General features: G+C 61.1%; 13 protein-coding genes. 6 read left to right on the top strand and 7 right to left on the bottom strand.

The features are described from left to right. Positions 1-59: 59 nt before the first annotated feature. The 7 genes from IFT57_RS22420 to IFT57_RS22390 all read right to left on the bottom strand — a co-directional run bounded on the left by IFT57_RS22420 (position 60) and on the right by IFT57_RS22390 (position 7,202). Positions 60-461, bottom strand: a complete 402-nt coding sequence (locus IFT57_RS22420; RefSeq protein WP_192152704.1) for a SufE family protein — start codon at positions 459-461, stop codon at positions 60-62. After that, positions 458-1,663 carry an aminotransferase class V-fold PLP-dependent enzyme gene (locus IFT57_RS22415; protein WP_192152703.1) on the bottom strand — a complete coding sequence of 402 codons (1,206 nt, stop codon included), beginning with the start codon at positions 1,661-1,663 and terminating at the stop codon, positions 458-460. Before IFT57_RS22415 ends, IFT57_RS22420 begins: the two co-directional genes overlap by 4 nt. Before the next feature lie 55 nt (positions 1,664-1,718). Next, positions 1,719-2,753 carry a 2,3,4,5-tetrahydropyridine-2,6-dicarboxylate N-succinyltransferase gene (gene dapD / locus IFT57_RS22410; protein ID WP_122476625.1) on the bottom strand — a complete coding sequence of 345 codons (1,035 nt, stop codon included), beginning with the start codon at positions 2,751-2,753 and terminating at the stop codon, positions 1,719-1,721. A gap of 35 nt (positions 2,754-2,788) precedes the next feature. After that, on the bottom strand, positions 2,789-3,136 hold the full coding sequence (locus tag IFT57_RS22405; RefSeq protein WP_192152702.1) for an ArsC family reductase: 348 nt from the start codon (positions 3,134-3,136) through the stop codon (positions 2,789-2,791). A gap of 183 nt (positions 3,137-3,319) precedes the next feature. Further along, positions 3,320-4,555 (bottom strand): aromatic ring-hydroxylating oxygenase subunit alpha, encoded by a 1,236-nt coding sequence (locus IFT57_RS22400; RefSeq protein WP_122476622.1) that lies wholly within the window; start codon positions 4,553-4,555, stop codon positions 3,320-3,322. Positions 4,556-4,691: 136 nt separating this feature from the next. Then, on the bottom strand, positions 4,692-6,104 hold the full coding sequence (locus IFT57_RS22395) for an MmgE/PrpD family protein (RefSeq protein WP_192152701.1): 1,413 nt from the start codon (positions 6,102-6,104) through the stop codon (positions 4,692-4,694). 138 nt (positions 6,105-6,242) lie between these two features. Further along, the gene (locus IFT57_RS22390) at positions 6,243-7,202 is read right to left on the bottom strand and encodes a LysR family transcriptional regulator (protein ID WP_122476619.1); all 960 of its coding nucleotides are present in this window, start codon (positions 7,200-7,202) and stop codon (positions 6,243-6,245) included. 362 nt (positions 7,203-7,564) lie between these two features. On the opposite strand from IFT57_RS22390, the gene IFT57_RS22385 reads away from it, so the two are divergent. The 6 genes from IFT57_RS22385 (at position 7,565) to IFT57_RS22360 (ending at position 14,651) form a co-directional block, all read left to right on the top strand. Then, the gene (locus IFT57_RS22385; protein WP_122714053.1) at positions 7,565-8,599 is read left to right on the top strand and encodes a quaternary amine ABC transporter ATP-binding protein; all 1,035 of its coding nucleotides are present in this window, start codon (positions 7,565-7,567) and stop codon (positions 8,597-8,599) included. Positions 8,600-8,637: 38 nt separating this feature from the next. After that, on the top strand, positions 8,638-9,591 hold the full coding sequence (gene proW / locus IFT57_RS22380) for a glycine betaine/L-proline ABC transporter permease ProW (RefSeq protein ID WP_122476616.1): 954 nt from the start codon (positions 8,638-8,640) through the stop codon (positions 9,589-9,591). Positions 9,592-9,632: 41 nt separating this feature from the next. Then, positions 9,633-10,658 carry a glycine betaine/L-proline ABC transporter substrate-binding protein ProX gene (gene proX / locus IFT57_RS22375; protein ID WP_192152700.1) on the top strand — a complete coding sequence of 342 codons (1,026 nt, stop codon included), beginning with the start codon at positions 9,633-9,635 and terminating at the stop codon, positions 10,656-10,658. 227 nt (positions 10,659-10,885) lie between these two features. Then, positions 10,886-12,205 carry an FAD-dependent oxidoreductase gene (locus tag IFT57_RS22370; RefSeq protein WP_122714125.1) on the top strand — a complete coding sequence of 440 codons (1,320 nt, stop codon included), beginning with the start codon at positions 10,886-10,888 and terminating at the stop codon, positions 12,203-12,205. 51 nt (positions 12,206-12,256) lie between these two features. Continuing rightward, positions 12,257-13,159 (top strand): dihydrodipicolinate synthase family protein, encoded by a 903-nt coding sequence (locus IFT57_RS22365; protein WP_192152699.1) that lies wholly within the window; start codon positions 12,257-12,259, stop codon positions 13,157-13,159. 1 nt (position 13,160) lies between these two features. Beyond that, positions 13,161-14,651, top strand: a complete 1,491-nt coding sequence (locus IFT57_RS22360) for an aldehyde dehydrogenase (RefSeq protein WP_192152698.1) — start codon at positions 13,161-13,163, stop codon at positions 14,649-14,651. The last annotated feature ends 14 nt before the right edge of the window (positions 14,652-14,665 follow it).

The following is a 14,665-nucleotide window of genomic DNA, read 5'->3' as shown; positions in this document are numbered from 1 at the left end:
TGTGTCACCCTGTGGGAGCGGTCAGCGGCCGCGAAGAAATCCCCACCCGACCCAAAGGTTCACACCAGCTCGCCCATCCGCTTCAACACCGCATTCAGCCCATTGCTGCGCGAGGGCGACAGCTGCCGCCCCAGGCCCAGTTGTTCGAACCACTCGCCCAGGTTCAGCGCGTGCAGCGCCTGGGAGTCCAGCCCCTCGACCCGCACCAGCAGCAGCGCCAGCAAGCCACGGATCATCCGTGCATCACTGGCGGCCCTGAAGTGCCAGCGCTCATCCTGCCGCTCAGCCACCAACCACACCACGCTTTCGCACCCATGCACACGGTTGGCGTCCACTTTCTGCCCATCGTCCAGCGGTTCCAGACGCTCGCCCCACTGCATCAACAAACGCGCCCGCTGCTCCCAACCGGCGGCCTGCCTGAAAGCCTGAAGTGCGTCTTCAGCCTGTGGGTTGAGGTTCATGTCAGTATCTCCAACGCCTTGTCCAGTGCCTCGAAAAACCGTTGCAGGTCGCCTGAGTCGTTGTACAGCCCCAAGGACACACGAATGGCGCCAGACAACCCAAGGTGCTTCATCAAGGGCATGGCGCAGTGATGGCCGGCGCGCACGGCGATGCCTTGATCGGTCAGCAAGTGCGCCAGATCGGCGTTGTGTACGCCCTCCACGACGAAACTGGCCAGCGCGGCCTGCGGCGTGCCAAGCAAGCGCACACCGCTGCGCGCGTGCAGCCCCGCCAGCAATTGCGCATGCAGGCATGCTTCGTGTGCGGCCACGGCCTGGGCGTCCAGATTGCTCAGGTAATCCAGGGTCGCGCCCAGTCCGATCACACCGGCGATGGGCGGGGTGCCTGCTTCATGGCCCAGGGGTGCAGGGTGGAAACTCGCACTCTGGTAATCGGCGTGATGCACCATTTCGCCGCCGAACTGCCAGTGCGCCAGCTTCTGCAAGGCCTCGCGCCGGCCATACAGCAAGCCGACGCCGTCCGGGCCATACAGCTTGTGGCTGGAGAACACATAGAAATCGCACTGCAGGCGCTCGACATCATGGCGTCCATGGACGACGCCCTGGGCGCCATCCACCACCGTGATCGCGCCTTGCGCACGCGCCAGCGCCAGCAGTTCCGGCAGCGGTTGCCACGCGCCGAAGACGTTGGACAGTTGGGTCACTGCCAGCAGCCGGGTACGTGGGCCGATGATCTGCGCAGCCGCTTGCAGGTCGACCACGCCACTGGCATCCAGCGGCAGCACCCGCAATGGCAGGCCACGACGTTTGGCCAGCTGTTGCCAGGGCAGCAGGTTGGCATGGTGCTCTGCAGCGCTGATTACCAGTTCATCGCCGGGCTGCAGTTGCTCGGCCAGGCCATAGGCAAGCAGATTCAGCGCACTGGTCGCGCCGTGAGTGAAGATGATCTGCTCGGGATTGCCTGCATTCAGCCACCGTGCGACCTTCTCGCGGCTGGCTTCGAACGCACGGGTAGCCAATGACCCCGGCAGGTGCTGGGCGCGATGTACGTTGGCCGCGCCGTGGCCATAGTAATGGCTGATAGCGTCGATCACGGCTTGCGGTTTCTGCGCGGTTGCAGCGCTGTCCAGGTAGGTCTGTTGCTGCTGGTGCAAGGCGGCGATGGCTGGAAAGTCAGAGCGCCAGGGGGAGGCATGGAGCATGGTCGAAGACCCCAGGCAAAAGGCCCGGCAGGGATGCCGGGCCCGATATCGCCACTTAGTTGTGAGCGTGCAGCGCTTCGTTGAGTTCGATGGCCGACTTGTGGCTCTTGCACTCCACGGCACCGGTCACCGAATTGCGCCGGAACAGCAGGTCGGGCTGGCCGGCCAGGTCGCGTGCCTTCAAGGTCTTGACCAACTGGTTCTGTTCATCGAGCAGCGCCACCTTGGTGCCGGCCGTGATGTACAGACCGGCTTCGACGGTGTTGCGGTCGCCCAATGGAATGCCGATACCGGCATTGGCGCCGATCAGGCAGCCTTCACCTACTTTGATGACGATGTTGCCGCCACCGGACAGGGTACCCATGGTCGAGCAGCCGCCGCCCAGGTCCGAGCCCTTGCCGACGAAAACGCCCGCCGAGACACGGCCTTCGATCATGCCTGGGCCTTGGGTGCCGGCGTTGAAATTGACGAAGCCCTCGTGCATGACGGTGGTGCCTTCGCCGATGTAGGCGCCCAGGCGCACGCGCGCGCTGTCGGCGATACGCACGCCGGCCGGCACCACGTAGTCGGTCATCTTGGGGAACTTGTCCACCGAGAACACTTCCAGCAGTTCGCCCTTCAGGCGTGCTTCCAGCTGACGCTCACCCAGTTCGGCCAGGTCGACCGCGCCCTGGCTGGTCCAGGCGACATTGGGCAGCAGCGGGAAGATACCGGCCAGGTTCAGGCCGTGTGGCTGCGCCAGGCGATGGGACAGCAGATGCAGCTTCAGGTACGCCTCGGGCGTGGAGGTCAGCGCGGCGTCTTCGGCCAGCAGCGTCGCGACCAGCGGCTTGTGGCTCTCGGCCAGGCGGGTCAACAGGGCGGCTTGCGCCGGGTCGACGTGCTTGAGCGCCTCGGCCAGCTGCGAGGCCTGGGTGTTGCTGAAGGCAACGGCCTGGTTGCCACCGGTGTAACCCAGCAGCGGAGCGATGGCATCGACCAGTGCGGTGGACGGATTGGTCAACGGCTGTGCATAGAACACTTCCAGCCAGGTGCCTTGACGGTTTTGCGTGCCGACACCGAAGGCCAGGCTGAACAGGGAATTGGACATGGAATTACCTCGTGCAGAATAAGTGCGGGCCCGCGTCAGGCAAGGGCCGCTGCGTAGATATCAGGCTTGAAGCCGATCACGGTCTTGTCGCCAAGCTGCAACACCGGGCGCTTGATCATCGACGGCTGGGCGAGCATCAGCTCGATGGCCTTGGCCTGGTCGATGTCGGCCTTCTGCTCGTCGCCAAGCTTGCGGAAGGTGGTACCGGCCTTGTTCAGCAGCACCTGCCAGCCGTGCTCGTCGCACCAGCGGGCCAGGCGCTCGCGGTCGATACCGGCGCTCTTGTAGTCATGAAAGGCGTACGCCACCTGATGCTCGTCGAGCCAGGTGCGGGCCTTTTTCATGGTGTCGCAGGCTTTGATGCCGTAGAGAATATGAGCCATTGATCTAGGAGGGGCTACGAATGCGCCCCACTGCCTCCCGAAAACGAATCGGGGAATTATGCGGCATCGACTGTGACAGCGCCATGCTTGCGTGGCAAGGAGGGAGGGCGGTGCGCGTGGTTCGGCCACGCGGTTGCTGTGCAGACAGGGCGCGGGAGGGCAATTGCCCCCCCGGCTTCGAACCTAGCCAACCGACTTCAAAGGGATCGGCCCCTGCAGGCGATCGAGCATGGTATTGCAGTACCAGTCATCGAACTGGCAAACGCCGGTTTCAGCCGTTTCGGAGAACGGGCCGGGTTCGAACGACGGGGAAGTGACCCCACGCTGGGTGCCCTCTACCAGCGTCCTGTCCTGGTCGTTGGTGGCAATCCAGACTTTGGTCAGGCGATCCAGATCGTAGTCCACACCTTCCATGGCGGTGTTGTGCACCAGCCACTTGGTGGTCACCAGGGTTTCCGTGGCGCTGATGGGCAGCACGCGGAAGCTCAACGCGTGGTCGCCCAGAAAGTGGTTCCAGGTCGACGGATAGTTGAAGTACAGCAAGGCGCCGATGTCGGGCTCGCCAGACTTGTCCAGGCGACCGTTGACGGCAGGTTTGCCGTCCATGGTGTAGCTGACAGCGCCCGCCGACAGCGGTATCCGGGTCATGCGGAAACGGCCATGGATATCCATGACCAAGCGACTGGGCAGGCCTGCCTTTTCACACTTGTTCCAGTATGCCGCCAGTTCCGGATCGTCTTCCCCGCTGGTGCCACCCACTGAAAGATTATCGACGAACGAGTTCAAGAGTTCAGGGTGCGAGCCGTCGCAGTGATAGCACTCGCGATTGTTCTCGAACACCAGTTTCCAGTTGCCTTTCTCGATGATGTTCGACTCGAAGGCAACTTTGCATTCTTCAAGGTTGTGCGGTGCCACGAACGGATCCACAGCTTTTCGGAACGATTCGAAGTCAGGTTTGACCACACCTACGCACACGTAGATGTAAGTGTTCACCACTTCGCAGTGCACCGGTTTGAGGTTGTATTGGCTCTTGTCGAAGTCCTGGCCCATGTTGCCTGCGAACAACAGCTTGCCATCGAGCTCGAACGTCCATTTGTGGTACGGGCAGACCAGCTTGGCGACCTTGCCCTGCGCGGCTTCGCAGACCTTGGCCCCACGGTGGCGGCAGGCGTTGTGGAACGCTCTGACTTCGCCGTCCTTGCTGCGCACGATGACCACGGGGTAATCGCCTACCTGAAGCGTCATGTACTGACCGGGTTTGGCAACTTCGAAAGTGTGGCCTGCAAAGATCCAGTCCTTGTGCCAGATCTGCTCGAGGTCCTGGCGATAGACTTCATCACTGCTATAGAGCGCGCCTGGTAGCGAGTGGTTGGGCTTGCGTTGGGAAACCAGATCAAAAACGGTTTTCTTGAAATCCATATTTCCTCCAGGATGCAGACCTTGGGGGCCAGGTTAGATGCAGCTCGGCATTGCCGACTGGCTATTGATCGCAGCCTATACCCGCCAATCGAGGCGGATCAAACGACATTTAAGGCGTGCAATCAATGCGGGCAGGTTATGAATGGATCGCGTGCTCGCTCCCTTCGTCGAGCCGTCCGTGGCGCACTTCAGTCGGGTTGGCCCCAGGTGCAGTTGGGGCTTGAAAGATCTCCGAGAGCGCCTCTATCGCCGATGACGATGAAGCCAGGTTCTTGACCGCTGCCTTGATCGCTTCGCGGGTTTTTTCATCCAGCGACACCGAAGCGAACATGTCGTACTTGCTTTCCAGTTCCGCAATGGTCATTGCGGTTTCAGGGTCACCCTTGGCTGCCGTGGTCTGGCTACGCAGCACCTCACCGTTGTCCAGGGTAACGATGACCCGCGACAGGATCTCTTCAGGGAAACGCGCCGAGAGATCCGGCGCTTCCACGATCTCGATCCTGGCGCTCATGGCGAGAATGTCCGGGGCGCAGATCGATGCGCCCGTGACTTCTTCGGGCCCGACCTTGCCCCGGACGATAAGCGCGGCCAGAGGGAATGCCAGGGCGTATTGCGCTTCGTCGGCGTTGGCAGGCGTGTGCCCCTGCAGGCAGACCGATTCGAAGAACGTCTCGACGCGAATCTTCTCGATCCGATTGACCTCGATGCCGCCCGATACCTGTTGCAGTGCCACCATTGCCGTAAGCGCAGGCTGAGCCCAACGGCAGACGGGCCATGGCTTGAAGTATTGGCTGTCGATTTCCCAGCGATGGCCCAGATCCTGCCAGAACGCCGCGACGGATTCGTCCTCTATGGTTTCCGCGGGTGCCCCGGTCATGCCTTCGCGTGCCATCAGCAATGCGTTGAGTCCCACGAACGCGCCCGCGCCGTGGCCGTCGCGCAGCATGGTCGGTGACTGCACCACGCGCATCATCGGGCAGCGTGCGCTGAAGTATTCGGCGATGCCCAGCGCGTGACGGAATGTCGATTCGTCGAAGCCCAGCATCCTCGCCCCGGCACACACCACACCAATGCCCGAGAAGCCGCCAGAGGCATGGTAGGTCGGCGAGGTGGCCATCAATGCGACGCCTGCGCGCAGGGCGGTTTCGTAGCCGATGCACAGCGCCGTCAACAGTTCACGACCGCTCACTGGCTTGCCTTGGTGGGCCAGCGCATCTGCCAGGGCGAGCAGGGCGGGCACCACAGTGGCGCCTGCGTGGCCCTTGGAGGTGAAGTGACCCTCGTGGGCGTCGAGGCTGTCGGCAGTGAATCCACCCGCCCAGCCGGCACCGAGCACATTGACCCGCTGGCCGTCGAAGATCATGCGACTGGTGAACTCGCCCCCAGGGTAATGCGCTCGGGCGTATCGCCGGACAGCTTTGCTGGTGTCGTTGCCCGTCGCTCCCGCCATGACCCCGAGAATATCGAGCAGGCTGTTCATGAGGATCTGTTGGGTCTTGGCAGGTGCCTGTTGAAAATCGAAATCTCGGCAGAACAGGAAAAGCGACATCCAGCGGCTCCTTCGAATGATCCTGCAGGTCAGTGCTGACCGACGTGATTCAACGATGAGCGCATCGCCGCCAAGGCGCGAGCAACTTTTTCGCAGGGCTATGCATAACGTCCAGTAATGCTGAACGGCGCTTGAATGTTACCGTCTGGGAAATTTGCCGAGCATCCATTCACGAAATCTGCGCAACGCATCTTCGTTGTCCGAGTTTTCCTTGCACGCCAGGTAGTGGCAGCTATTGCGCAACTGCACTTGATCCGCAATCGGCCTGACCAGCAGGCCTTTGCCGATGAGTCCACTGACCAGATGGTTCCAGCCCAATGCGATGCCCTGATGGGTCAGCACCATACTGATGATCAAGTTGTAGTCATTGGCATTGAAGATGGCCGGGCTGGCAGCGGGGCGATCGTCCAGGTCAATGGCCTGGAAGGCAAACCACACCCCCCAGTCGACATGCTCCGCGACCTGGGAACGGCCATAGGGACTCAGGTTGAGCAACGCGGAGTCGCGTATACCGTCCAGGGAGGCGATCTCCGGATGCTGTTGCAGATACGCCGGCGTGCACACCGGATAGATCAGGTCGTGGCACAGGTGGTAGTTCTTGTAGCCGTCGCGTATGCGCGCAATCTTGGTGATGAATGCATCGGGCTGGACACCGGGTTCCATGGTCAGAAAGTTCTGCGTGGTAATCAGATTGAGCTCGATGCCTTCGCTCTGGGCGAAGAATTCCGGCAGGTTGCTCGACAGCCATAAAGCGGAAAACGCCGGTGAGCAACAGATGGTCAGCACCCGCTTTTCGGATTGCGCACTACGAATACGCTCAGCGGCCTGGGCAATATTGACGAACGACAGGTGGGCCGCGTCGAAAAACAGCGTCCCTGCCGGGGTTAGTTCCACCGCGCGACCTACACGGGTGAACAGTGCCGCGCCCAGGTGAACCTCGAGTTCCTTGATCTGGCGACTGATCGCCGCCTGGGATACACACAGCGCCTCTGCAGCCCGTGTGAAGCTTTCGTACTTGGCGGCGGCCACGAAGGCCTTGACTGCGCGCAGCGAAGGCATCTTGAGCAGAATCGTATCCGGGTCAACGTGCTTCGACATGCGCAACCTCCTGTCAGTACCGCTGTGCTCGGTCGGCGGCGAGGGTATAGCACCCTGGCTTCGCCGTGTCGGTTCGGTGTCGTTTTCGATGCGCTTCGGTCGCTTGCTGGCATGGCAGAAGCCTGCTGCGCAAACCATACAGAACCGATAACCCAACGTTATCGAATAAGGGCTGTAAATGTTGTTGGATCTGAGTACACATTGGGCATAGATTGAAAAAACACCCTAATTCCTGGGGGTAAGAATAAAAAACAAGGAAATCGTTGCGATGAACAATTACCCGTACCACTGCCCCTTACAACATGTTTCGCGTTGCCATGATTTGCCTACTGCAATGAGTGTTGGCGCGGAGGAGGCAAGGTATGAATAACGCCGACGATATAATATCCGTACACAATGTATACAAGGTCTTCGGGGCACAACCCAAAGTGGCCATGAATATGTTGCGCGAGGGCGCTTCCAAGGCCGAAGTGTTCGAAAAGACGGGCCAGGTCATCGGTGTGTTCGATGCGAACTTCTCCGTGAAGCGTGGCGAGATCTTCGTGATCATGGGGCTTTCCGGTTCGGGCAAATCCACCATGGTGCGCCTCTTCAACCGGCTGATAGAGCCCACTTCCGGCTCGATATTCCTCAATGGCAAGGAAATCACCGGCCTGGCCGACAAAGACCTGCTGCAAGTGCGGCGCAAGGACATGGGCATGGTCTTCCAGTCGTTTGCCCTCATGCCCCACATGAGCGTGATCGATAACGTCAGCTTCGGCCTCGAGATCAGCGGGGTCAGCGAAAAGGAACGCTACAGCCGTTCCGTGGTGGCCTTGCGGCAGGTGGGGCTGGCCGGGCAAGAACACAGCTATCCGCATCAGTTGTCCGGCGGCATGCAGCAGCGCGTCGGGCTGGCAAGGGCGCTGGCCAACGACCCGGCCATCCTGCTGATGGACGAAGCGTTCTCGGCACTCGACCCGATGATCCGCAGCGAAATGCAGGGCGAACTGATCAAGCTACAGGCCGAGCAGAACCGCACCATCATCTTCATTTCCCACGACATCGAAGAGGCCGTCCGGATCGGGCACCGCATTGCAATCATGGAGGGCGGCCGAGTGGTACAGATCGGCACCCCGCGCGAACTGCTCTGCAATCCAGCCAACACCTACGTCAAGGACTTCTTCGAAGGGTTCGATACCAGCCGCATCCTGCGGGCGGGCGATATCGCCCAGCTGGACGCCCGCATCGTCTACGAGCCCGGTCGACACACGCCTATCGATGCGGATGCGCTGCTGCGCGAAATCGTTCCGCTCGTTGCCGCCTCGCACACGCCCATGCCTGTCGTGGACCGTGGGGGTTTGTACAAGGGGACCATCTCGCAAGGTCACCTGTTGAACTGCTTGAGCAGCCGATAAATCCACGATCAGCTTTCGGGTCGTCTCTGAGGTGGGCTATGTCCGACTTTAATCTTCTGGATCCTTTCAAAACCATAAACGTACCGCTCGGGACATGGGTCGAGGGTGTTCTCAAGTATCTCGTTCATAACTTCCGTGATGTATTCCGTTCGATTCGCTGGCCGGTGGATCAGGTACTCGATGGCATCCAGGCAGGCTTGCTGTCAGCGCCGCCTACCGTGTTCATCATCATCGCCGCGCTGATCAGCTGGCAGATCGGCGGCAAGCGAATTGCCCTGTTCACCCTGGCCACCCTCACCGCACTGGGGCTGATCGGTGTGTGGGAGGACGCCATGGTCACCCTCGCGCTGGTGCTCACATCGCTGGTCTTCTGTGCCGTCATCGGCATTCCACTGGGGATATTGAGCGCGCGCAGCGATCGGCTCGAGATGATCATTCGTCCGGTACTGGACGCCATGCAGACGCTGCCGGCATTCGTCTACCTGGTGCCGGTGGTCATGCTGTTCGGCATCGGCAACGTGCCCGGAGTGATCGTCACCATCATCTTCTCGGTGGCGCCATTGGTACGTCTGACCAATCTGGGCATCCGCCAAGTGCCCGAAGACAAGGTCGAGGCCGCCAGGGCGTTCGGCTGCACGGCGACGCAAATGCTCTTGAAGGTCCAACTGCCGCTGGCCGCGCCGACCATGATGGCCGGCCTCAATCAAACGCTCATGCTGTCGCTTTCGATGGTGGTGGTGGCGTCCATGATTTCCGTGGGTGGCCTGGGCCTGATGGTACTCAGCGGTATCGGCAGGCTGGACATGGGCCTGGCCAGTGTCGGCGGCGCCGGGCTGGTACTGCTTGCCGTGTTCCTCGATCGACTCACCCAGGCCATGGGCGAGCGCAGCAAGGATCTGGCAACCGGCCAACGCTGGTACGAAACCGGCCCTGTCGGCCTGCTGATGAAGTTGAAAAAGAAGAAGCCAGTCGAAACTGCGATCACTCATTAACGTGCCTGCTCACCCTATATAACCTTTGAACGTGGTGACTCATGAACCCTGCAATCCTCCAGAAATCCGCGCTCGCCAGCCTCACCGCGGCAGTCCTTGGCACCGTTCTGAGCTTCGGTGCGTTCGCCGCCGATGCCAACAAGCCTGGGGACGGCAAGTCGATCACCCCCATCTTTCCATCCATCGCTGAAGAACGTTTCAGGGGGGAGGTGGCCATAGCCGGCCTCAAAGACCTGGGCTACAACGTCAAGCCACCCAAGGAGGTCGATTACCCGGCGATGTTCCTGGCACTGTCGTACGGTGACGCGGACTTCACCGTGCATGAGTGGGGCGCCCTGCATGAAGGCTTCTACAACAAGGCTGGCGGCGATGAGTCGATGGTCAAGGTCGGCGAAGTGATGAAGGGGGTGCTGCAGGGGTACATGATCGACAAGAAAACTGCAGACGCCTACAACATCAAGGACCTGTCGGATCTGAAGAAGCCGGAAATCGCCAAGCTGTTCGACAGCAATGGCGATGGCAAGGCCGACCTGACCGGATGCAACCCGGGGTGGGGGTGCGAAGTCATGGTCGAGTACCATATGAAAGCCTATGGCCTGGAGCCTACGGTGGTTGACAACCGCGGCTCGTACTTCGCCCTCATGGCCGACACCATCGCGCGCTTCGAACAAGGCAAGCCCATTCTGTTCTTCACCTGGGTGCCGCAGTGGATCGCCGGCGTGCTGGTGGAGGGCCGCGACGTGGTCTGGCTGCCGGTGCCCTTTACATCGCTGCCCGATGGCAAGGAATCCAGGGACACTTTCTACAATGGCAAGAACCTGGGCTTCCCGGTAGACACCGTCTACGCGGTGATGAACAAGGAATTCTCGGAAGAGAATCCGGTGGCCACCAAGTTCCTGTCCGAAGTGCGTATTACCACGGCCGATGAAAGTGCGCAGAACTTGCGCATGCAGAAAGGTGAAAAGTCCTTGGCCGATATCAAGCGGCATGCCGCCGAATGGATCAAGGCGCACCAGGCCGAATACGACGGCTGGCTGGCGGACGCTCGCGCTGCGGCGAAGAAATAGATGCATGACACAGGGGCCGGCTGCCGCGCCGGACCCTGTGCCTGCTCGCACCTGGCGCCGCCTGACGACGACTGCCGTCAGGGCCGCTACACCCTGTCACCGCACTGCCTTGCCGATACGTACGTATCAGCGGACTGCGTCCGGCTGCGCGCGTACTTCTCATTGGCGCTGTTACCTGTCCGTGAACTCATGCTGACGGCAGGCAAACTCAACTATCGATGGTCACGATCATGAAAGTTACCTCGCTGCCTGCGGACGACAAGACCTGTGGTTGGTTTCATCTGAGCTATCCACGCACGCCGATGCCCACTCATTCGGGGCACAGGACCGCGCGTTGGGTCGTGGTGGGCGCAGGATTCACGGGTCTTGCGGCAGCTCGGCAGCTGGCGCTGCGCTTTCCCGACGAAGAGATCGTGTTGGTGGAAGCCCAGGAAGTAGGGCTCGGCCCCTCGGGCAGGAATGCCGGTTTCGCCATCGACCTGCCCCACGATATTGCCGCTGAAGATTACATCGGCGATATCGAACTGGCCAAGATCAGCCTCAGGTTGAACCTGGCCGGGCAACTGTCGTTGAAGGAGTTGGTCAGCCAGCACGCGATCGATTGCCAGCTCAAGGCCTGCGGCAAGTATCAGGCGGCAGTCGAGGAGCGCGGCATCGCCGTGCTTGAAGCGTATCGCCGGGGATTGGACAAGCTCGACCAGCCCTACCAGATGATCGGCGCCGATGAACTGCCCGATCACCTCGGGACGCGCTTCTACAGAAAGGCCCTGTACACCCCAGGCGCTGTGCTGATCCAACCTTCCGCCTTGGTCAAAGGCCTGGCTGACAGCCTGCCTGCGAATGTCACGCTCTACGAGCGCACACCGATCACCGATGTCGAGTACGGCGCCAAGACGGTCCTCAGGCATGCCCATGGCAGCATCACCGCCGACAAGCTGGTGTTGGCCAACAACTCGTTCGGCATGCGTTTCGGTTTTCTCCAGGGGCGAATGTTGCCGATCTACACCTACGGCAGCATCACCCGTCAGTTGACCGAGGAAGAACAAGCGGCACTGGGTGGCAAGCCGTTCTGGGGCGCCATTCCGGCGGATCCTTTCGGCACCACGGTCAGGCGTACCCCGGACAACCGGCTGCTCATTCGCAACAGCTTCAGCTTCAATCCCGACGGACGCAGCAATCAGAAATTCAACGACCGCTTCGTGCGTCGCCACAAGGCGTCATTCGATGTGCGCTTTCCCATGTTGCCGCACGTGGGCTTCGAATACACCTGGGGCGGCGCCCTGGCGATGTCGCGCAACCACAACGGCTTCTTCGGTGAGCTGGCCCCCAACGTCTACGGTGCGCTGGGTTGCAATGGCCTGGGCGTCACGCGGGGCACCATCACTGGGAAGCTTCTCGCCGACTGGCTGGCCGGCGAACACGACCCTCTGATCGACTACCTGCTCAACGCGCCGCGGCCCAACAACAACCCGCCGCAACCGTTTCTGTCAGCGGGGGTGAACATGAATTTGAAGTGGGGACAGTACCGCGCCGGACGCGAGAGCTGACGTGTTTCGAAGTGATCGAGATTCAGACATTCAACTACTGGAGGCTACACCATGAACTTTGACGGCATCTTCACGCCCGCCATCACGCCATTGAAGGCGGACGGCAGTATCGACCCTGTCGCGTTTGCCGAAGTGCTCGAATACCTGATCGATTCGAAAGTGCATGGCGTGATCATCGGCGGCTCTACCGGCGAGTACTATGCGCATTCGCCGCAAGAGCGCATCGAGTTGGCCAAAAAGGCCAGGGAAGTCATCGGCGCGCGCTTGCCCCTGGTGATCGGTACTGGTGCCATCCGCACCGAAGACTCGGTGCAGTTCGCCGAACAGGCTCGGCACATCAAGGCCGATGCCATCTTGGTAGGGTCGCCGCCCTATGCACTGCCGACCCAGCATGAAATCGCCGCCCATGTGCTGGCCGTCGACCAGGCCGCCGGGCTGCCCATCATGCTCTACAACTATCCCGCACGGATGGGTGTCGCCATGGGCAACGAGTTCTTCGAGGCCGTGGCGCACTGCCCGAACATCGTCGCGATCAAGGAGAGCTCCGGTGAAATGGCGCGGTTGCACCGGCTGGCTACCGCTCACCCGGCCATCCAGATTTCCTGCGGCTGGGACGACCAGGCGCTCGAGTTCTTCGCCTGGGGCGCGCGCAGCTGGGTCTGCGCCGGTTCCAACTTCATTCCTCGCGAACACGTTGCGCTCTATGAAGCCTGTGTGATCGACAAGGACTTCGACAAGGGACGGCGCATCATGGCCGCGATGTTGCCGCTGATGGATTTTCTGGAAACCGGCAAGTTCGTCCAGTCCATCAAGTACGGCAGCGAGCTCAGTGGCCTTCGCGCAGGCGGTGTGCGCGCGCCCCTCAAGGGCCTGGACGAAGCCGAAAAGGCCGAGCTTGCAGCCGTGGTGAGCACCCTCAAACAGAACGTTGCCCTCATCACAGGGGAGGCATGAAATGGCCGAGTTGCTGAGCAAAGAAGGCTATCTGGAACTGGCCGGTCGGCTTGAGTACCGTACCCAGGCGTTCGTGGATGGCACATTCCACCCCGCGCGATCGGGCAGGACATTCGCCACCAGCAATCCGGCTACCGGTGCGCATCTTGCCGATGTGGCCGCCTGCGATAGCCAGGATGTCGACCTCGCAGTAGCCAACGCCAAGGCCGCCTTCGAAGATGGCCGCTGGAGCACGCTTTCGCCTGCCGCGCGTAAGGCCGTACTGCTCGGATTCGCCCAGTTGCTGGAAGACAACGCCCACGAATTGGCCGTTCTGGAAAGCCTGGACAGCGGCAAGCCTGTGCGCGAATGCCAAGGCATCGACATTCCCGAAACCATCAACACCATTCGCTGGCACGCCGAGTTGGCCGACAAGATCTATGACGCCACCGCGCCCGTCGGTTCCGGTGCCGTGACCATGGTCGTGCGCGAGCCCATAGGTGTCGTCGGCCTGGTCCTGCCGTGGAATTTCCCGCTGCTCATGCTGGCATGGAAAATCGGTCCTGCGCTGGCTGCAGGCTGCTCGGTGGTGGTCAAGCCGGCCGAGGAAACCACGCTGAGTGCGCTGCGAGTGGCTGAGCTTGCGTATCAGGCCGGCATTCCTGCTGGCGTCTTCAACGTCGTTCCGGGCAGTGGCCAGGAGGCAGGCGAACCGATTGGCCGCCACCCGGACGTGGCCATGATCAGCTTTACCGGTTCGACGGATACGGGTCGTCGCTTCCTCAAGTACTCCAGCGAATCCAACCTGAAGCGGGTCGTGCTCGAATGCGGCGGCAAGAATCCAGCGGTGGTGATGGACGATGTGGAAGACGTGGATCAGGTCGCCCAGCACGTGGTCAACGGCGCCTTCTGGAACATGGGTGAAAACTGCTCGGCGTCTTCGCGGCTGATCGTGCACAAGGACATCAAGGACGCGCTCATCAAGCGTGTGGTCGTGCACTTGCGCGACTGGCAGATGGGCGACCCACTCGACCCAGAGAACCGGTTGGGGTCGATGATCAGCAAGGCTCACTTCGAGAAGGTACGCTCCTACATCGACCAGGCCTCTGACGAGAAGCTCGAGTTTCTGGTCGGCGGAGGTGAAGGCAAACCCATGTTCGTCGAGCCGACGATCATCGATGGCGTCGAGCGCCACAGTCGTCTCTTTCAGGAAGAAATCTTCGGCCCGGTATTGACCGTGACCACCTTCGATACCGTCGAGCAGGCGATCGACTTGGCCAACGACACCGCCTACGGCCTGGCCGCGTCGGCCTACACCGGTAATCTGCGCAATGCGCTGAAACTCTCCCGAGGCATCCGCGCCGGCATCGTCACCGTGAACTGCTTCGGCGAGGGTGATGCCTCGACGCCATTCGGTGGGTACAAGGAATCCGGTTTCGGCGGTCGGGACAAATCGATCTGGGCCCATGATCAATACACCGAGATCAAGACCATCTGGATCGACGCGTCGTAACCCTGCCAGTGAAC

The sequence above is a fragment of the Pseudomonas sp. CFBP 13719 genome (genome assembly GCF_014842095.1).
In the GTDB taxonomy this organism is placed as follows: Bacteria; Pseudomonadota; Gammaproteobacteria; order Pseudomonadales; family Pseudomonadaceae; genus Aquipseudomonas.
The sequence above is the reverse complement of the archived record's forward strand: the minus strand, read 5'-3'. Positions and strand labels throughout refer to the sequence as shown.

Coding starts and splice junctions, on each gene's coding strand:
- proX (WP_192152700.1), top strand. CDS start 9,633: ATGAACCCTGCAATCCTCCAGAAATCCGCGCTCGCCAGCCTCACCGCG.
- IFT57_RS22360 (WP_192152698.1), top strand. CDS start 13,161: ATGGCCGAGTTGCTGAGCAAAGAAGGCTATCTGGAACTGGCCGGTCGG.
- IFT57_RS22405 (WP_192152702.1), bottom strand. CDS start 3,136: ATGGCTCATATTCTCTACGGCATCAAAGCCTGCGACACCATGAAAAAG.
- IFT57_RS22420 (WP_192152704.1), bottom strand. CDS start 461: ATGAACCTCAACCCACAGGCTGAAGACGCACTTCAGGCTTTCAGGCAG.
- IFT57_RS22365 (WP_192152699.1), top strand. CDS start 12,257: ATGAACTTTGACGGCATCTTCACGCCCGCCATCACGCCATTGAAGGCG.
- IFT57_RS22415 (WP_192152703.1), bottom strand. CDS start 1,663: ATGCTCCATGCCTCCCCCTGGCGCTCTGACTTTCCAGCCATCGCCGCC.
- IFT57_RS22390 (WP_122476619.1), bottom strand. CDS start 7,202: ATGTCGAAGCACGTTGACCCGGATACGATTCTGCTCAAGATGCCTTCG.
- IFT57_RS22400 (WP_122476622.1), bottom strand. CDS start 4,555: ATGGATTTCAAGAAAACCGTTTTTGATCTGGTTTCCCAACGCAAGCCC.
- IFT57_RS22385 (WP_122714053.1), top strand. CDS start 7,565: ATGAATAACGCCGACGATATAATATCCGTACACAATGTATACAAGGTC.
- proW (WP_122476616.1), top strand. CDS start 8,638: ATGTCCGACTTTAATCTTCTGGATCCTTTCAAAACCATAAACGTACCG.
- IFT57_RS22395 (WP_192152701.1), bottom strand. CDS start 6,104: ATGTCGCTTTTCCTGTTCTGCCGAGATTTCGATTTTCAACAGGCACCT.
- dapD (WP_122476625.1), bottom strand. CDS start 2,753: ATGTCCAATTCCCTGTTCAGCCTGGCCTTCGGTGTCGGCACGCAAAAC.